A 20,092-nucleotide genomic window follows, 5' to 3' on the forward strand; every position below is an offset into this window, starting at 1 on the left:
CTGGATTTTATGCATTTAAAATTTCTGCTTTTAACTCCTCCATTAATTCCTTTACTGTAACTATACTTTTTATCCTATGGGCATTGTCTCCACAAAATACTAAAGCTTCATCCATATTTCCCTTAACACCATTTATTAGTGCTTCACTAATGCAATAAGGAGTTTCTTTTGGATTACAGTGAGATATACATCTATAGCATTTTTCCACTTTCAATTTCCCTTTAAAAGTATTCTCTACAAATGGATTACATATAGCTCTTCCTGGTAACCCTACAGGACTATCTACTATAACTATATCATCTTCTTTTGAATCAACATAAGCCTTCTTAAAATTTTCTGATGCATCACATTCTACTGTTGCTACAAATCTAGTTGCCATTTGAACTCCATCTGCACCTAGTTTTAGGTATTTAGCTATATCTTTTCCATCGTATATACCTCCAGCCACTACTACTGGAATTTCCTTATTATACTTTTCTCCATAAATTTTAGTTTCATTAATTATATCTACTACTTCTTTATCAAAGGCTTCTTCAGTCATATTTATATTTTCTTTTTTAAATCCTAAATGTCCTCCTGCTCTTGGTCCTTCAACTATAACCATGTCAGGGGCTACTTTATCATGTCTATCCCAAAGCTTCAAAATAACTTTGGCTGACTTTAAAGAAGATACTATTGGTGCAATTTTTACTGAAAAACCTTTGATTAACTTTGGTAATTCCATTGGTATTCCAGCTCCTGAGATTATAATATCCGCACCCCCTTCTATGGCTGCCTTAACATGCTCTTTATAATTATTCATAGCGACCATTATATTAACTCCAATAACTCCTCCATCAGTAGCTTTTTTTGCTAATAAAATTTGTTTTTTTAAAGCTCTAATGTTTGCAGCTAAATTATTACTTTCAAAGTCCTCTTCATCATATCCTACTTGTGCTGCAGATATAACTCCGATTCCTCCTTCATTAGTCACTGCTGATGCTAGTTTTGATCTAGAAACTCCTATCCCCATTCCACCTTGAATTATAGGCATAGGTACAAATATATTTCCTATCTTAAGACCTTTTATATTCATAAAAACACTACCTTTCAAATTAAGATATTTTACTTTGAATTTCAAATACTTTGATAATCAAAGTTTATTTTATTATAAGCCATTTTAATAATTGATGCAATAAGTATCCTAGTGGAATATATATATAATTAACTCATTCTTCATAAAAAATCTACTATTATATTTATAAAGGAATACAAAAATAAAAGAACTATAACATAAAATCATATGTATAGCTCTTATTCTTAATATTTTTCTTTATTTATTGAATTTTACCTTTTAAAATACCATTTATCTTTTTAGAAGTATCATCTATAAACTTATCCATTTCCTCTTCATTAAGATATATAAAATTCTCCTTAGTTTCTTCATTATCTCCTAAATAATATTCTGTTATATACTTAACTTGCTTCATTAAAGCCCCTTTAGGAAAATAATCTATATAATCCGGTACCTCGTCTATATTTTTGAATATAGTATGAAAAATAAAATTAGGATTTATTTCTAAATATAAAAAATCTAATCCATACCAATCCTTTTTTATGGTCCAAATAAAACTTGCATCCTCTTTTAATTTTTTATTATATAAAGCATTTTTCTTTTTTTCATTGAAAAACTTAGACCATTCAATATCTGTAAGCAAGTGTATATAATATCCAAGGACATAAGAATATTTTGAGTATTCCATCAAATTATTTTTTAGATACCTATCAAAAAACCTCTCTGCATCTATATTATTTTCTTCATTAATCCAATGAGTAATTTTTTTTGGTGGATTGAAGCTACTCCAATCTTCATTCGGAACTCCAGAATCTGGACCAACATTTCCAAGTATAAATGCTATAGAATCTAAATCATCCATATTCTTCAATATGTTTTCTGCAATTCTAAGATGAGCTATCCAAGTTGCCATTAAACCCCTCCTTCTTGTACTATCCTACGACTTCTTGTTCATTAACTATAGTTTTTTTAGACTTTTTGGCTATAGCCATCATAAGACCTAAAGCTATTGATAAGAAAGCCGAAGCAACTACTCTATACTGTGGTGGCATTAAAAATACAAGGGTATGACATGGAATCCAGAAAAATGGAATTGTTTTTAACATACTAAACCCTATGAGCATATTAAAATCAATTTCTTTAACCAAATCATTTATAGTTACCTTTTTCATCCCTCTATATTTAACATCAATATATAAATCACAAAACTTATGAAATAAAAACATAAAAGGTGCAAAAGTAATATTCATCATAGCACTTGTTAAAAATGCATGTCCAAACTTTGAGCTATGGAAAGGTAATCTGCCTATATCTTGTGCAGCTAACACTCCTTCTGAATATAGTGTAAAGGCTAAAGTTATCATCATTCCAATTATTCCCCATATAATTGCTTTAAAAATTAATCCTTTAGTCTTTTGCCACTGTCCATGTAAAATTCTAGCTCCCAACATGTCTCCCATGGTAGCTAAAACAAAGAATTTAAAAAAGCCACTTATATATGGATATGCTTGTGTCATAGCCATAAATACTTCTCTAGTTGTTGGAACTACTAAAACTGCAGCCCATAAAAGTAATAAACCTCCCCATAAGTAATCCCCTAATTTCATTTGATTATTCTCCCCTTTTCTACTGTATCTTTTAAAATTTGTTATTTAATAAATATTATAACGTTTTCAATTCCATTTATCTACAATAAATTTTCATTTTTCAGAAACTTTTTATAAGTTGAAAATCTAGCTTAGTTATGTTACCATATTATTACATTTATATTCATATTTTACATGTTATTTCATTGAAGTATATTTAATTCTTTAATATTAAATAAAGTCTATAGGAGGAATATATGAACAATTCAATAAAGGACATATATCTTAAATACATTAGAATAAGTAAATTAAATAAATATATAAAATTGGAGTCAAAAGAAGATTTTAGAAATCTCTTTGCAAAAATGAAATGGGTTAGTTCTCAATGTAAACCTATTGTTCCTTTTTTTATTTCTACAATAATAATCAATTCTGCATTATCTTTAATTGGAGTTTATAATGCTATAATATCAAAATCTCTTATAGATGCTGCTATTAGTGGTAAAACTTCAACGGTTATTCAATGGCTCATTGTAATGGCCACTATAATGTTTGGAAGAATGCTCATATCTCCTATTACCTCATTTATGAGTACTAGGGCATCTACTAGACTCAATCAAGGTATGCAAAGTAAGCTTTATAAACATCTTACCTATAGTGAATGGATTGAACAATCAAAATTTCACAGTGTTAGCTTGCTTACTAGAATCACATCGGATGTAGGGACAATATCTTCAACAATATTAGGTACTATTCCTAGCATTATATCTCTGCTAGTAACTTTTATAGCTTCCTTTTCTACTCTTATTTATTTTGCTCCATCCGTAGCAATTGTAGCAGTGATAGTAGGTCCTATATTGCTTTTAATTAGTCGTTCCTTTGGTAGAAAACTAAAAAAACTATATAAAGAAATACAAGAAGAGGATATAAAATATCGCTCTTTCATTCAAGAATCTATTCAAAACTTAATGATAGTTAAAACCTTTTGTATGGAAAAATTTAATGTAGACAAACTCCATCTAATACAAAAAAAAAAATATGAGTTAGCTATGAGAAATACTAAACTTAGTGTTCTTTCAGGGATGTCCATGGGATTTTGTTCTACCATTGCTTATTTCTCTATATTTTGTTGGGGGGCTTTAAACATTTCAAAGGGATTGGGAACATATGGTACTTTTACTGCTATGATACAACTCTACAGTAATATTCAAGGTCCTATTTCTGGACTTGCTAACACTTTTCCAGCCCTTATAGGGTGTATCTCAGCTACTGAAAGACTTATGGAGATTGAAGAAATCTCTCTTGAAGATGTCAATGTTCCAAGTATTCCCGAGTCATTTAAGTCTCCCTATATTAAGTTTAAAAATGTATCTTTTAGTTATAGGGAAGGAAACCCTGTAATAAATAATGTAACCTTTAACATAGCTCCTGGAGAAATTGTAGCCTTAATTGGTCCCTCTGGAGAAGGTAAAACAACCTTAATAAGACTTTTACTATCGCTTATTCACTGTGATGAAGGAGAAATTACCCTAGGAAGCTATAACATAAGAAACAGTGATGAAATAGTTTTAAATAGAAATCATAGGGAACTTATTTCTTATGTGCCTCAAGGAAACACTCTCTTTTCTGGAACCATAGAGGATAATCTTCGCTACGGTAAAGATGATGCTAATTCAGATGACATTGAAGAAGCCGCAAAAGCAGCCTATGCCTTGAAGTTTATAAACAAATTAGAAGATAACTTTCATACCTTAATAGGTGAAAAAGGTAGTGGAGTTTCAGAAGGTCAAGCTCAAAGGCTAGCTATAGCAAGAGCTCTACTAAGAAAAAGACCAATTTTAATCCTAGATGAGGTAACTTCATCTTTAGATGTTGATACAGAACTCAATGTCCTTAAATCAGTAAAAGAACTAGAACATAAACCAACCTGTATTATAATAACCCATAGACCTTCTGCATTACCTATCTGTGATAGAATTTTAAAACTTGAAAAAGGAACGCTGAAAGAGATTGAGAATAAAGTTATACTAGAAACTGCAGTAAATCAATAAATAAGCCACCAATGAAATTTTTAGGATTTCATTGGTGGCTTTACTCATATGTTACACTAATTCATCTTTTCCATCCCAAAGTTGAAAATTTAGCTACCACTGCATATCCACTTCTATTCTCTCCACCTGTAATAAAGTAAGACCCACACCGTGTCCATGCATGTGCTACCATCTCATTTTTTTCATTCTTTTTAACCCCTAGATAAATTGTAGTTGGTATTCCCTTTCCTCTCATCATTCTTTGTGCAGTAAGAGCTTTAATAAGGCACTTACTTTCCCATGGCGTATATCGTGAAGCACTAATAACTGCCCACTTTATGTCTCGCGCTATTCTATATGAATTTATATCTACCTCATCAGGCGACTCTTCTTTTACATTACCCAATCTCTTCCTAAGTTTATTAAAAGGTACAAAGATTATTAAAGTCCTATATATTCCTGTATATATATAAGCTTCTAGAAATTTCAACTTAATACTCCAATCTAAAATAGCAAAGGTTCTAATCTTTCTAGTTAATACTGATAAGCTCTGCATTTTTAAGTTTTCCTAAAAATTCTACTACATTTTCTTTACACTGACTCTTTTCAACCTGAAACTCTCCAAGCAATGTATTAATAATATTATTAACAGTAGAAGGCTCTTTAATAATCTCCCATATTCTACTTCCAACCTGGTTCATCATAAAATATTGACCTTTTTCTAAATTCATCATAACCACTTCACCATCTAAATCTGTAGCATCAATATCAGAGTTTCTTGTAATCTTAGAATTTAGTGTCATCTCCATGTTTTCATTAATTTCAGCAGATTTAACTTTAAGTTCTTTAATCTCCATCTCTCTCATCCTCTCAAATATAATTATAAATTTAACCCATATAATATTATGCTATTTATAAATGTAACTATAACTCCAATTATTAATATGAATTAACTTAAAAATTTACATATCCCTAAACCCTTTTTTCTCTTTAAATATCTCCTCAATAATTTCTATTTGATCATCCACCGTGTACTTATCCCTAGGCCTTGTAATTCTATAAAACTTAGCTTTTTGAGCGATCTCTATACAGTTTTTGAAATACTTAGGAGTCATACCTTCCATAGATCCTATATATTCATTTCTATATATATTTTTAATAATCTTATTAAGCTTTTCTACTCCCCTTATCTCTTCCACTCTTACATTATCAACCTCACCCATATCAAGCTCACAAATTGCTGTTAGTGGAAACTTTTCTTTAGAAAACCCATGAAAATCTGGAACTATATACTTTATCTTTCCATCAACATGAAAGCAAGGATAAGATTCTTTAACATAACACATATTCTCTAAAGCATCAAAGCATAGTTTATGGTAAGGAAAGCCTGGTTCAATGACTATTTTATTATCAAAACTTAATGCAGCTACATCATCTGCTACAAAATTATAGCCTTTTTTTACAAGTGCTGTAGTCAATGTCGACTTTCCAGCCCCCCTTTCTCCTGTAAATATAATAGCCTTTCCATTTATGACAACGGTGCCTCCATGAATAGCTGTTGACTCCCTTTGAAGTAGGAGAAACCCTAAGACACTTCCCATTATATAAACTTTCATAAGACTTTTATCACAATTCTCACAGGGATCTACTATCACAGTATTTCCATTTTCAATACAATAAGTAGCCACATGGTCTATATGAAACCAAACATGATCCTTTGTTACGTGAATACTTTTTCCCTCTTTAATTTCTTCTAAAATGTTATTGGGAGTTTGTCCATATAATATAGTTACAATGTCTTTATCTATAAAATCTTCATTTCTTTTAGGGAATTCTAGAATTTCTATATTGGAATCTATATTAAGTCCATATACTCTATAGAAATACTTTTTATCTATATACATACTTTCATTAAATCCTTTCTGGCATTCTATGTTTCTAATATTTCCTTAAATCAAGACACCTATATCAAGCTTTATTTTGATATAGGTATCTTGGACAAAAATTATGATTGTTTTGGTGCACTTCCATGATTTTTAGGATGCCATCTATTGTGATTGTAACACCACACCCAATCTGGATGATCAGCGGGTTGAATATTAGGATTAGTGTAATCTTCATTATTAAATTTAATACTCATTGGTTCTTGCCAATTACAAAAATCAATATATTCAGTTTCATTTGTATCACTAGCAGCTAGTTGTAATAATATTGGTTTCTTCCACTCTCTTTTCATTTTTTTCCTCCTTCTATTTAAATATCATCTATATACACATATTGTTTTATGTGTATAATTTTACCATCTTATTGTTTAAGATTCAATAGATGAGTTTATTATTTAAACCTATATTTGATAAAAATCTTTGCATGAAATCTGTTATTCATTACATGCTTTTTTCTAATTACTTTATATAATGTATTTAATAAACTATTACTTTTAAATTAACAAAACTAGCATTATTCTTTAATATCCATCATAATTAATTTATATAATTAATTTACATTTATTTACTTTTATAGTAACATATTATAGTAGGGAGGTGAAAAGATGAAAACTTGGAACAAACCAGAATTAACAAATTTAAGTGTTACTGAGACTAAAGATACAAACCCCACATTTTGGAACCCACTTATAGGTGCATGTAAAAATCCTGCTGGTGCAGGCAATAATTGTCCATTAACTTGGGAAAGAGATTGTAAATATTATGAACTACTTAGCTTAGATCTTTGTACTGGATATGGAAAATGTACAAAAAAAATTCAACCAACTCCTCCAGATCCTCAAATTCCAACATCATAAGTTAAACATAAATATAGATAAGAAAGCCTATGCCTTCTTATCTATATTTATTTATTCGGTATAAATTACAAAATATTCATTATTAAAATATATTGGATTTAGAATTTTTGCGTTTCCATTTATAGTATTTCGAATATCATTAAATTCAAATAATCCTTTCTTTATGGTAGTTCCGCTAAAAATATACGGAGATGAGTTTTGGTTAAATACGTTTTCTCTTAAGGTAACTTTTCCGTTGGGATTACTATAGGTAGTATCAAACATATTTAAAACAGAATTACTACTGCTATTATTAACTTCATTATTATTAAATATAAGGTTTTTCATTTTTCCTGCTGACAGCTTTATGAAATCATCAGATGAAGAACTCATTTCTATAATATTATTCCCAATCTCTAATACTGTTGAACTTCCCCATGTTTGGGTAAGAAGGTTACAATCTATTATCTTGCATTTATTCAAAATAATAGTTCCTGTATTTCCATGGGTTCTTACTATAGATTTGGAAATGATACATCCATTCATTGAAGCATTTAATAGTAATGTTAAAACGCTATCTTCAATAATACAACTATTAAGTTCAGCATTTAAATAGCATTGTTTCATTTTCAAACTGCAATCTTTTAAATTTCCAACAATTCTCACATTTATAGTTCCATCACTAGTAACTATTGAGTTAAAAATTATATCTTCCTCAGTCATTCTATCAATACTGCTATTTATAAAAGTTTCTCCATAAACATAAGGTCTTTCAGTCACTATAGTATTTCTTGGTTGCAATCTTAAATTACTATTTATAAACTGATTTTCTTTACTTTCAATTTTAGATGAATATTCATAGATTACAGAATTAGATTTAAATATATTTTTAATAAATTTATAATTAGTTGTTCTTCCCCACATATATACCATTCCTGTAAATTCATTTCCTTCAAATATAATATTATCTCCTGCGCAAGTAACTATATCTCCTGATTTATTCCCCATAAATTTATTATTTTCAACTTTAATATCCTGCATTAGATCCCATCCATCTTCAAAGTCAATAGCATAACCAGGTGCTTGACCTCCATTATTTTCAAAAATATTATTTTCTATAGTCCATTGCTGACCTCCACAAAATGCAATTCCTAAACTTCTATTATTTGAAATGTTGCAATTCCTTAAAATCATATTAGTAGGCGGCTCAAAATTACTAATCCAACCTACATAGCCTAAATTACTAGCTATATCTATCTGTGGAAATACAAATCTCACATAGACTGCTCCTTCTGGTATAATAACCTTTCTAAACTGAAGGCACTTCTCTGAAGAAATAAACTGATTATTTCTATCATAGAAATAAGATATATATTGGGGTTGCTTTATATAAGGATACCCTTGATATCCTAAAGTATATCCAAACTCAAATTTCCCGTTACAAGCTGAAATGTTATAAGCTTTAGTCCTAGAAACAATGTTACTTTCAATAATTTCTCCTTTTAGATTTATATCTCCAATCTGAAAATCTTTTACATAAACAGTATTATACCTATTTTTATTGTTACCGCTATTAGTAGCAACGCCATAACCTGGTACATTGATCACTGAAATATTATCTATAATACAATCAAAACCACCATTTACTACTAATCCACATCCCCACTCATGAGTTCCCGGTACTGTAATATAATCATGGGTTTCTTTATCTCCTTCTAAAATTCCATTGGTAAATATAAGGTTTTCTGCTCCATCTTCAAAGCTAACAATAGAATATCTTTCTAGTGCATTACTGTTAATTTTTAGAGTAGAACCATTTAAATCTATAGTTATATCTTTTAATTTAATTACTATTGGATTATTTTCATCTATTAAATAAATACCCTTTGGAAAGATTATCTTTTTATACTTTAGTGATGATGACATGAATTCTAAGGCTTTATTAATACCTTTAGATGTTTCTATAGGTGAAGTTCCATCGTTTTTAATATTAAAATATTTCAAATCAATAATATACTCAGTACTTTCCTTCTTCCTATACTTGAAATCTATAACTACATTGGGATTTTCTATAGTTAATATTACTTTTACTTTACTCTCGGTAATTAGATCATAACCTTCTATTGACTTTGCTTCATAATTATATTCTCCCATATCAATATTCTCTATATTAATAGAAGGTATTAATTTTTCATTTGTATCAATATTTATATAGTTAATTTCTATACATCCATAAATAGGCTCTGGTATATCCTTCTTATTATAATAAAATGTTATAGTATAATTTTTTATGAAGAAAATCACAAATAAAAAGATAGTGCCTTTTATTGGAGTATATCCATTAATATCTTTAGCTTTGTATATATATAATCCCGTCTTTACATTTTCATAAATATCTTTGGAGTATATTAATGCCTTAGTCTCATTATCTCTATATTCTATAGTAACTGTACTACTCATATCTTTTCTCCCTTTGGACTTTAATTTATACTATAGACTTGTCCTATAATATAATATTCAATTATTGGGATTAGTGATATAATTCTATACCCTATAATTCCATCCATTTCAGTAATTTATTTTTCTTTACAGAAATAGAAGCTCCCCTTATTATAAACTTACTCTTTTCAATAAAGGAATATTCTTTTCTAAACAAACCTGCTATTAAGTGGTGAAACCATGCTATAGGGATTAATATTTTACATATCTTTGCATAATTATATTTATATGACATACATTCTACCCTAGGAAACATAAAACGTATGTATCTCTTTATGGCTCCTAAAGTGGCATTATTATCTTTACATTCATAGTTAAAAGCAATTTGATTACCGAAGGCATTTACCACGTCCTTTTTTCCATAAACTCCACCCTTTAAAATTTCATCTATGAGCAAATTAATATATTTTACTTGATCCAATTTAATATTTATTAATTCATTAGGAACTTTCATGTGAAATAATCTATTACATAATAAAAAAATTATAACGTTAAACTTTTCAAAACCATATTTCTTGGATTTGTCTAAGAAACTTATCCATGAAATTTCATTTCCCTTATTTTCTACTAATAATACTAAGTCACAAAGCTGTCTTAACCCAAATCCATTGGCAGCTAAATGAGATGCCATATGCATACATAGGTGTAAAGCTAAATCTTCATAGCAAAGAGATTTTACTTCTGAGTCACCTACATTAATTTTTATAGAATTATTCCATACGTCTTCTTCAAATTTATCAAGATCAATACTAAATCCATCTCTCTTAACAATATGCCAGTGTACTTCTATAATAGGAAAAGTATAATGATAAAATACTATATGATGAGATGAAGCATGATCCTCTAATTGGCTATAACCCAAGTCTAATAAAATACATTTAACTTTTTTCAAATCTTCTTTATGAACTAATATATCTGCATCATTCATATCCCTTTGTTCTGGGTGAGGATAAAAATTCCTTACCACTAGTCCCTTTAATACAATTACAGGAATTTCTTCGTCATTAAACCTACTAAATATTTTAGCTAAATTATATATATTTCTCAGTTGTTTTGTTCCAGTATGAAATACTGATATCTGAAGCTTTTTTAGCAATTCACAATCTAGCTGTGATATCATATCTTTTTCACTTAAAGATGAATAAATTATTCCCTCCACTTTATGTAATTGGGCTATAGTTAATATTTTATCCCAATTAACGTTATTATATAATCTATATGTTATTTTCCCCCTGATTGAATGAGACAATAATTCTATGAATTCACTCTGTGTATTGTCCATAATTACACTCCTAACTATATTAAATTTACGTTCTTTATAATTCACCTTTACTTTGAATTTATGTTAATATATGTATTACACAACAATTGTAACATATTTACAATTATGTGAACACCTTTATTCTTCATGGTTAGATATTTCCCTCTAAAAAAGTTACCCAACCTTAGTTGAATAACTCTAAATTTAATTTATGAAATATAATATATCTGAAATATTTCTCTCTCCATTAAAATCTGAAGGTTCATTTATAACTTCACCATTAAAATATAATGTAGATGAGCCTCCTCCATCTAAGTTATATGCAAGGTTGCAACCTAACTTTTGAAATTCAATTGCTAAATCATAACAACTCATCCCCTTGGACCTAATACTTCTTCCATCAACCACAATTATTACATATTCTAATGATCCTTTTTGACCAATAGCTGTGCGCGGTTGCATATCTTCCTTATACCATGTATCTCCATAATCAACAATGTTACCATCTTTAATTAGATCTGGACCAAAGTCATAGGTATGCCTTGCACCCAAACTCAATAATTCTTCTGCATTCTTCTTTCCATACTCATATATTTTAAAGTTTCCTTCCTTATCTATAACCAATGGAGCACAATCTAAATCAGTACCTCTGTATACTACACCATCTCTTATTACATATCCTGATGTATTAAATCCACAAGCTGCACCATTAATAGCAAGAATAGCATTATGCCTGTTGGCTATAGAAGATGTTTTCTCTTTTATATTTAAGGAAAAAATGTCTCCTGAAAAAGCAGAATTAAGCTGACTTTGATTTTTTATCTTTACTGTTGTAATCCAATATCTAAGGTTTGGGTTAACTTTTACTATAGGTTCAATGATGATCATCATTGTAGGTGACCCATACTTCCTAATCCCTGTTTCATTATCTATTTTAACATATGTATCAGATGGAAATTCATCAAGCTCTACCTGAGAAATAACTTCACTATTTAATGGAGTATAATTATATAAACTAGCAACTAAAAATAGTAATATCCCTATTAAAATAGCAGATAATATTATTGTGATAATCTTTCCAACATCTAGATTACTTAATAATTTTGAGTTCCTCTCATTCATAATATCTCCTCTTGTAATACTTATACTAATATAAATATGTGCAATTATTGTTAATTATAAACAAAAGGACCAATTAATTTAAAACTAATTAGTCCTTTTGTTTATATTATTTTAGTTATTTTTTCATTTGTATTGCTAACTTTCTTAACCTCTGGTAATGATACATGACCCCACCAACGATGAGTCCATGCTACTTTCTCTATTTCACTTTCTTCAGGTATAATTTCAAAATTCAATGCTCTTTCTACTCTATCAACGTCGGTATATGAACCATATTGATTCATTTGTGTTAATAATAATATAGCACTATATTTTCCTGGAGCTAGTGTACTTATATCCAAATTAAATATATCATCATACATGATGCCTGATTTTGCATTTACAAAAGGCTTGGAATAGCTTACACCAACTGGTGTATTATCTGAAAATAAGACTTCAACTCTCAGTCTTAAATTAAACAAATCTTTACCAGCTTTCCATTTCATTTTAAAGGTAATAGATTCTTTAGAAGTAAATATACAATCTTTATTATTTAGTATTTGCGTACTTATAATAGTTGCACTTTGCATAATATGTGATTGCCTTTTTTGGTTTTCAAGATTCATTAGTGGGGTAGTATTAAAATTATTATTCATATAAACTTTTATTCCATCATCTACATCACCATCAAAGATAATTTTTCCATGGTCTAAAACTATTACCCTACTACAAAGCTGTTGTATTGTCCTCATACTATGGCTTACATAAAGTATTGTTCTTCCCCCATCTGCTATATCCTCCATCTTTCCTAGACATTTTTCTTGAAATCTCATGTCCCCTACCGCTAATACTTCATCAACTATGAGAATATCTGGATCAAGGTGAGCTGCTACTGCAAATGCAAGCTTTACATGCATTCCACTTGAATATCTTTTTACTGGTGTATCAAGAAATTCACCTATTTCTGAAAATTCTACTATATCCTTAAACTTAGCCTCTATCTCCTTTTTTTTCATGCCTAAGATAGACCCATTTAAATAAATATTTTCTCTTCCTGTTAATTCTTGATTGAATCCTGTTCCAATTTCTAAGAGAGAAGAAATCCTACCTTTTATTTTAATTTCTCCCTCCGTTGGAAGTGTAATTCTAGAAAAAACTTTTAAAATAGTAGATTTTCCAGCTCCATTATGCCCAATTATTCCAATTCTTTCACCTCTATTAACGGTAAAATTAATATCTTTCAATGCCCAAAATTCATTACCAGATGACATTTTATTCTTCTTACTAAATGCTCCTTTAATAGAGTTTAAAAGAACAGCTATAAAAGTATCACTTTTATCTTGATTAGATAACAACCTATACTTTTTACCAATCCCTTCAACCCTCAAAACTTCCTGAACCATATAAATCCTCCTAAATTACATCAGCAAAAGTATCTTCAAACTTTATAAAAAATTTTACTCCTAATGTTAATCCTATTAATGAAATAACAATTGAAAAAATTAATGCTGGAACATATATCCTTGCTGATGGCATAATGCACCATCTAAACCCTTCAATCACTCCAACTAATGGATTAATGGAATATATTAATCTTAGATTGGTTGGTATCACTGAACTTGTATATGCAACTGGAGACAAATACATACCAAATTGCAATATTACTGGTATTATATATTTTATATCCCTATATTTTACATTAAGTGCAGAAAAAAATAAGCCAAATCCTAAGGCTATTGTGAAAGCTAAAATAATAAAACATGGAAATAATAATATTTTTATTGGAGGTAAGTATCCAGTGAAAATCATTATAATTAATAAAACTAATAATGAAATAACAAAATCTATAAACGCTGTAACCACAGAAGATATAGGTAATGTAAGCCTTGGAAAGTATATTTTTTTAATCATATGACCATTATTAACTAGACTATTAGATACACCATTGAATGCTGCAGAAAAAAAATTCCATGGTAAAAGCGCTGAATACACCATAATTGCGTAAGGAACCCCATTCTCTGAGGGCATATTTGCTAATCCTCCAAATACAAATGTCATGATTATCATTGAAAATATTGGCTGAAAAATAGCCCAGAGTACCCCTAGTGCAGTTTGTTTATATCTAACTATAATATCCTTCCATGATAAAAATGTTATAACTTCTCTATATTTCCACAGTTCTTTCAATCTCTTTTTATGAGATGGTTTACCTGTTATTAAAATTACCTCATTCATAGTATTTCCCCCTTTAATTGTAAGTACTTATTATACAAATTTGAATTTATACAAAATAGTACCCACATACATTTTTCTTTAAAGCTAAATAAAGGACATTTTAATAAATATAATAATTCTGACGCAAATAATTTTTTATATGTTTTTATATGTGTATTATCCATATTCAATAGATTAAACGCTTTTTTATAGCAATTAAAAAACTTAAAACAAATGTATACTGAGCTTTATTATATAAGTTAATATTTCTTATTTCTTTAAAGAATTTTATTCTATCTTTATATGCATATGCTGCATCAAAATTTTTTAATGTAAATTTACCATTTGTAATTCCCTCTTCATTTTGATAATGATAATACAAGGGATAGTTAATATATACAGTATTTTTACTATTAAATAATACTTTATGAATTACAAATTCATCTTCATGTATTTTACCATAAGGATATCTTATATTTTCAAATATGTTTTTATGATATAACTTATTCCAAGCTGTAACAAACTTAACTCCATTCTCCTTATGCATCTCATTTAATGCTTCAACATTATTAAATTTATTTATATTTAATATTTTAGGAATTTCATATTTTTCTATGCTCTTATTATTCACCATATCATAGTCACAAAATGCAATATCAGCCTGATAATCAATTATAGTATTATATAATATATCATACATATTTGGATGTATGTACTCATCACTATCTACAAATCCTATGTATTCACCCTTTGCTATATCTAACCCTGAATTTCTTGCTGAAGAAACTCCTTCATTATTTTTGTGTATAACTCTTATTCTTTTATCCTTTGTAGCATAATCATCGCATATTTTACCACAATTATCTGGTGAACCATCATCTACAAGTATTAGTTCAAAATCTTTAAATTTTTGATTAAGAATTGAATTAATACATCTATTAATATATTTTTCTACTTTGTATACTGGTACTATGATACTTATTTTACACATACACACCCACCTATAAACTATTAAATTTAAACCTAATATAATTTATTATAAATTTAAATATATCTTTATAATTAAAAACAGTTAGTTTTCTTAGACTTTTTTTTATTTTTGTAAAATTCTTCAACAAGAATTTTATAGGATACCTATAGAGTATATCTATATAAAAATTTTTTAAATATATTACCCCATTATCAAACTCATATCTATAATCAATACTTAAATCTTCTTGTATAATGTAATCTTTTATTCTAATATATCCCCAAAGTAAATCTAATATCTTCTCATTTTTACTACCAGTTGTTGAATCTGACCTAATCAAATAATTATACCCTATATGCTTTGCCACACTCACTTTACTAGACTTTAAAAATAACTTAGGTATTAACTCTAAATCTTCATAATACTTGCCTTCATAAAATAATAAGTTATTATTTAAAAATAGCTCTCTTCTAAATAATTTATTCCATGGATGTGCTCTTTTTAAAATGTCACTAAAAATTATATCTTTAGGAATATACTTATATCTTACAATTCCACCTTCATCTACCTCATTTACACCAGTTAAACACATATCAGCATCATTATATACACATGTTTCATAAAGAATCTTATACATATCAACCTCTATCCAATCATCACTATCAACAAATCCTATATACTCACCTCTTGCAATATTTATACCTGCGTTTCTTGCTGTTGACTGTCCTCCATTTTCTTTATGAATCACTATAACCCTTTCATCTAATTCACCATATTCATCACACATTTTACCAGAACTATCTGTTGATCCATCATCTATAAGAATAAGTTCAAATTCCTTAAAAGTTTGATTTAATATGGAATCAACACATTTATGAATATATTTTTCAACATTATATACAGGCACTATTATACTTATTTTAGGATTCATATTATTTTTCCTTTCAATTAATATAGTTACATAGTTTACTAACTTCACATGTTGTATCTATCTTCTCCCTAGATAAAGCTTTTGAAAAATTCTCACTAACTTTTGGATTATCGATAAGAAATTTAATTTTATCGCATATTTTATCTAAAGTACACTCAGCAATTAAACCATTCTGTCCATCCTCAATCTGTTCATTAGATCCAATAAAATTTGTAATAACTATTGGCTTGTTTAAACATTTTGCCTCTGCTATGGTTATACCGTAGCCTTCATGTCTTGAAGGCTGAACATAGATATCTGAAGCCTTTATGTAGGGATAAGGATTTATAGTTTCTCCTAATAAAATAAAATCGTTTCTCAGATTAAGATTTTCTATAAGCCTCTCATATTCATCTCTATCATTACCTTCTCCAACACAATACCATCTTACTTTATACCCTTGTTTTTTCAATTTATCTAATACGCTTATTGCCAAATCTTGCCCCTTTTCTTTAGATAATCTTCCTATAGTCAAAATTCTTATACCTTTAAAACCATTGTCAAAATCTATTTTTTCTTGAGCCATGTCTTTAATTAATTCATGTGAAACTAAATTGTTAAACACCTGTGATTTAGTAGATGTAACTGGAAACTGCTTATTTAATATTCTCTCTCCATTCTTAGACACTACAAATATCTTATTAAATCTTTCATATAACTTTGTATATAATTTTTTATTTATCTCATGATGTGAAATATCAAAATGTACCCAGGAGATTTTTAGTTTTGCTTTAATTTTATGTGTTATATAAGCATCTATTATCTCAGTTGGACCTGCATAGGCTATTGCTGCATCATATTCTTTCATATTCATTGGAATGCTTTTTAGTATGTTTTTATAATATATATATCTATCATTTGATTTTTTACTCTTAAAATATGAATAAAAAAATCCAAGAATTTTATGATATTTTCTCTTCTTAATATAACTTTTTATAGTCTCATAAGGTGAATCCATAAGAATTGGTTTAATATCTTGAAACCAATTAGTTTCTTCTACTTTTACCCACTGTGGAAGATATTCTAGAAAACCGCCTTTTTTCTCAAGGAGTAAGATTGTAACATTATATTTATCCTTTGGTATAACTGATAATAGTGAAAGCAAGGACTTTTCAACTCCACCAATATTCATACTGCTTAACATAAATAGAACTTTTTTCACTGGCATTACTCCTATCCTTCTATCATTTTTCAGTTCATAATTACTCTACTAATTTTTTCAATTTCTGCTGTTGTATTTATAATCTTACTACTAAGGTTGTTTCTAATTGCCTCATATAAGTCATTATTGTCTAATAGCTTTTTAACCCCTAAATATATGGAATCAGCATCTTCACTAACTATAATTCCATTTTCTTCATTAATTATTTGCTCAGTGGCTCCAGTAAAATTAGTTGTTATAATTGGATTATTAAAGCACCTAGCTTCAGCTAAAGTTATACAGTATCCTTCATGTCTTGATGATTGTACATATATATCACAATCTTTCATATATGGATAAGGATTTAATCTTGATCCTAATAGTACATAATCTTTTTCAATTTTAAATTTATTTATCATTGTCTCATACTCACTTTTAGCTCCACCTTCTCCAACACAATACCAACGTACTTTATACCCTTCACTTTTTAATCTTGCTAAAACAGGTATAGTTAAATCTTGTCCTTTTTCTTTGCTTAATCTTCCTACTGTAAGAATCCTAATTCCGTGAAAATCATCTTTAAAAGAAGCTCCATTATCAGCAAACCTATTAATCTTCTCATGATCTAGAATATTATAAAATACTTGGGTCTTATCCATTACCTTAGGAAAACTCTTTATAAATTTACCTAACCCATCTTTGGATACCACAAAAATTTTATCAAAACTTTTATATAGCTTAGATGCTAATCTTTTGTTAAAATGTATTTTTTCTATATCAAAGTGTATCCATTGTACTTTTTTTTCTGAGTTTATTTTATTTGCTACAAAATATGTTATAAAGTCCATAGGTCCTGCATAAGCTACTGCAATATCATAGTTTTTATCTAAAGCTTTTATATTTTTAAAGATATACCTATAATAGTAGCTAAGATTCCCAGTAATTTTAGTGATGAAATATAAGATGGCAATAATGATACTCTCTAAATATTTATGTTCTGTTACATTTTTCTTTAACACAGATAAAGGTGACTCATTAAAATATGATTTTAAACTCTTATATTCATATACATACTTAACACTAACCCAGTCTGGTATTTTATTTAAAAATCCGCCATATTCCTCTAACATAAGAATAGTAATATCCCATTTAGTTCTATCCATTTCTCTTATCATCGATAGCAGCGCTTTTTCTGTACCACCTATGTTCATATTAATAACCATAAATATTATTTTATACATTTAATCACATCCACAATAGTAATATATTTCTTACTTCATATATTTTAGTTACTATTTAAACAATTCATAAATTTTATATATTTCATTCATTGTATTATAATAGCTTTCTGATTTAAGATTTCTAAGGATCTTATCTCTGAAACTGTGGTCATCTAAATATTTTTTTATCCCATTTAATAGTTGTCCTTCATCTTGTTCTACAATTAAACCATCTTGCTCATTTTTAATTAATTCATTAGAAGTATTAAAATTAGTACATACAATTGGTTTTTTCAAGATTTTTGCTTCAATAACAGTTAATCCAAAACCCTCATTTCTTGATGGTTGAACGTATATATCACACATTTTCATGTAAGGATATGGGTTATCACGAGATCCTAATAATATAAAATATTTTTCAAGGTCATATACTTTAACTAAATCTTGCAATTTCGCTTTATCTTGTCCATCTCCAATAACATACCATTTAAACCTATAACCACTACTTCTTAGTAAATTAGCAGTTTTTATTGCTACATCATATCCCTTATATCCTATTACTAATCTGCCTACAGTTAATATATTCACTTCATTAGAATCAATTTCTTTAATTTTTTCTGTTGCCATATTTACAATTATATCCGGATTAACTATATCTTTAATTACTACTATTTTATTTGTATAATTTTTGTTTACATTTATAATTGAATCTTTTGATGCCTCAGAAACTGCAACTATTTTGTCAATTTTATCATAAAACATTTTATCTAACTCTTTATTATAAGTAGTAGCTTTGTAATCACAATTTATCCAAGCTATTTTGTTATCTGCATCTATCTTATCTACCACAAAATAAGTTGGAAATCCTTGTGCAAAGGCAATTGCTATATCATATTTCTTTTCAATCCTTTTTAATATATTTTTTTGATTTATATAAAATATTTGTTGATTGTTTTTAGTTTTTTTACTCTTTAATTTATTTAATCGTATATCTATAGATGATTTTATACGACACATTCTGTATAATAATCCCTTAACTATTGTTTTATCGTAATTTTCATTGTTTAAGTATAAATAAAAATTGGGAATATCTAATATATTAACTTTATTTGGAATATATTTGTCTAATGATTCTCCCTTTTTTAGCATTAACAAATCTACTCTATACTTTGAATAATCAATTACATTTAAAAGAGAAACTAAACTTTTTTCTGAACCTCCGATTGATAAGGAATTAATTACAAATAATATATCTTTTTTCACTATT

At 28.2% G+C, this 20,092-nt stretch carries 19 protein-coding genes; 2 read left to right on the plus strand and 17 right to left on the minus strand.

Annotation, left to right across the window (positions count from 1 at the left end):
- Positions 1 to 7: 7 nt before the first annotated feature.
- The 3 genes from B3086_RS10940 to B3086_RS10950 form a co-directional block, all read right to left on the minus strand.
- Positions 8 to 1,075: a nitronate monooxygenase gene (locus B3086_RS10940; protein ID WP_346846609.1), complete on the minus strand. Its 1,068-nt coding sequence runs from the start codon at positions 1,073 to 1,075 to the stop codon at positions 8 to 10.
- A 241-nt stretch (positions 1,076 to 1,316) separates the two neighbouring features.
- Positions 1,317 to 1,967, minus strand: coding sequence for a zinc dependent phospholipase C family protein (locus tag B3086_RS10945; RefSeq protein WP_346846608.1), 651 nt, complete (start codon positions 1,965 to 1,967; stop codon positions 1,317 to 1,319).
- 19 nt (positions 1,968 to 1,986) lie between these two features.
- Positions 1,987 to 2,661 carry a hypothetical protein gene (locus tag B3086_RS10950; RefSeq protein ID WP_346846607.1) on the minus strand — a complete coding sequence of 225 codons (675 nt, stop codon included), beginning with the start codon at positions 2,659 to 2,661 and terminating at the stop codon, positions 1,987 to 1,989.
- Positions 2,662 to 2,897: 236 nt separating this feature from the next.
- On the opposite strand from B3086_RS10950, the gene B3086_RS10955 reads away from it, so the two are divergent.
- Entirely contained in the window at positions 2,898 to 4,691 is a 1,794-nt protein-coding gene (locus B3086_RS10955) for an ABC transporter ATP-binding protein (RefSeq protein WP_346846606.1), read from the plus strand.
- A gap of 61 nt (positions 4,692 to 4,752) precedes the next feature.
- Here B3086_RS10955 and B3086_RS10960 read toward each other — a convergent pair whose 3' ends face one another.
- From B3086_RS10960 to B3086_RS10975, 4 genes are all read right to left on the minus strand, one after another.
- Complete coding sequence (locus B3086_RS10960) at positions 4,753 to 5,226, minus strand: lasso peptide biosynthesis B2 protein (protein ID WP_346846605.1); 474 nt, start codon at positions 5,224 to 5,226, stop codon at positions 4,753 to 4,755.
- Positions 5,201 to 5,527, minus strand: coding sequence for a lasso peptide biosynthesis PqqD family chaperone (locus B3086_RS10965; protein WP_346846604.1), 327 nt, complete (start codon positions 5,525 to 5,527; stop codon positions 5,201 to 5,203). The genes B3086_RS10960 and B3086_RS10965 overlap by 26 nt, the downstream gene beginning before the upstream one ends.
- 105 nt (positions 5,528 to 5,632) lie before the next feature.
- Positions 5,633 to 6,574: a hypothetical protein gene (locus tag B3086_RS10970; RefSeq protein WP_346846603.1), complete on the minus strand. Its 942-nt coding sequence runs from the start codon at positions 6,572 to 6,574 to the stop codon at positions 5,633 to 5,635.
- 101 nt (positions 6,575 to 6,675) lie between these two features.
- Complete coding sequence (locus tag B3086_RS10975; protein ID WP_346846602.1) at positions 6,676 to 6,906, minus strand: hypothetical protein; 231 nt, start codon at positions 6,904 to 6,906, stop codon at positions 6,676 to 6,678.
- Positions 6,907 to 7,218: 312 nt separating this feature from the next.
- On the opposite strand from B3086_RS10975, the gene B3086_RS10980 reads away from it, so the two are divergent.
- Complete coding sequence (locus B3086_RS10980; RefSeq protein ID WP_346846601.1) at positions 7,219 to 7,470, plus strand: hypothetical protein; 252 nt, start codon at positions 7,219 to 7,221, stop codon at positions 7,468 to 7,470.
- Between the two features lie 51 nt (positions 7,471 to 7,521).
- On the opposite strand, the gene B3086_RS10985 is transcribed toward B3086_RS10980, so the two are convergent.
- From B3086_RS10985 to B3086_RS11030, 10 genes are all read right to left on the minus strand, one after another.
- Entirely contained in the window at positions 7,522 to 9,909 is a 2,388-nt protein-coding gene (locus B3086_RS10985; protein ID WP_346893392.1) for a right-handed parallel beta-helix repeat-containing protein, read from the minus strand.
- Positions 9,910 to 10,000: 91 nt separating this feature from the next.
- Positions 10,001 to 11,230, minus strand: coding sequence for a nucleotidyltransferase family protein (locus B3086_RS10990; RefSeq protein WP_346846599.1), 1,230 nt, complete (start codon positions 11,228 to 11,230; stop codon positions 10,001 to 10,003).
- Between the two features lie 183 nt (positions 11,231 to 11,413).
- A complete protein-coding gene (locus B3086_RS10995; protein ID WP_346846598.1) occupies positions 11,414 to 12,331 on the minus strand; it encodes a phosphodiester glycosidase family protein in 918 nt (305 codons plus the stop codon).
- 101 nt (positions 12,332 to 12,432) lie between these two features.
- On the minus strand, positions 12,433 to 13,713 hold the full coding sequence (locus B3086_RS11000) for a polysaccharide ABC transporter ATP-binding protein (protein ID WP_346846597.1): 1,281 nt from the start codon (positions 13,711 to 13,713) through the stop codon (positions 12,433 to 12,435).
- Between the two features lie 10 nt (positions 13,714 to 13,723).
- Entirely contained in the window at positions 13,724 to 14,545 is an 822-nt protein-coding gene (locus B3086_RS11005) for an ABC transporter permease (RefSeq protein ID WP_346846596.1), read from the minus strand.
- Between the two features lie 166 nt (positions 14,546 to 14,711).
- Positions 14,712 to 15,515, minus strand: coding sequence for a glycosyltransferase family 2 protein (locus tag B3086_RS11010; protein WP_346846595.1), 804 nt, complete (start codon positions 15,513 to 15,515; stop codon positions 14,712 to 14,714).
- Positions 15,516 to 15,525: 10 nt separating this feature from the next.
- Positions 15,526 to 16,425 carry a glycosyltransferase family 2 protein gene (locus B3086_RS11015; RefSeq protein WP_346893394.1) on the minus strand — a complete coding sequence of 300 codons (900 nt, stop codon included), beginning with the start codon at positions 16,423 to 16,425 and terminating at the stop codon, positions 15,526 to 15,528.
- 13 nt (positions 16,426 to 16,438) lie between these two features.
- A complete protein-coding gene (locus B3086_RS11020; protein WP_346846593.1) occupies positions 16,439 to 17,626 on the minus strand; it encodes a glycosyltransferase in 1,188 nt (395 codons plus the stop codon).
- Positions 17,627 to 17,655: 29 nt separating this feature from the next.
- Entirely contained in the window at positions 17,656 to 18,846 is a 1,191-nt protein-coding gene (locus tag B3086_RS11025; RefSeq protein WP_346846592.1) for a glycosyltransferase, read from the minus strand.
- A 51-nt stretch (positions 18,847 to 18,897) separates the two neighbouring features.
- Positions 18,898 to 20,088 (minus strand): glycosyltransferase, encoded by a 1,191-nt coding sequence (locus tag B3086_RS11030; RefSeq protein ID WP_346846591.1) that lies wholly within the window; start codon positions 20,086 to 20,088, stop codon positions 18,898 to 18,900.
- Between the last annotated feature and the right edge of the window lie 4 nt (positions 20,089 to 20,092).

This window comes from Clostridium sp. UBA871 (genome assembly GCF_002295255.1).
Lineage (GTDB): Bacteria > Bacillota > Clostridia > Clostridiales > Clostridiaceae > Clostridium_J > Clostridium_J sulfidigenes.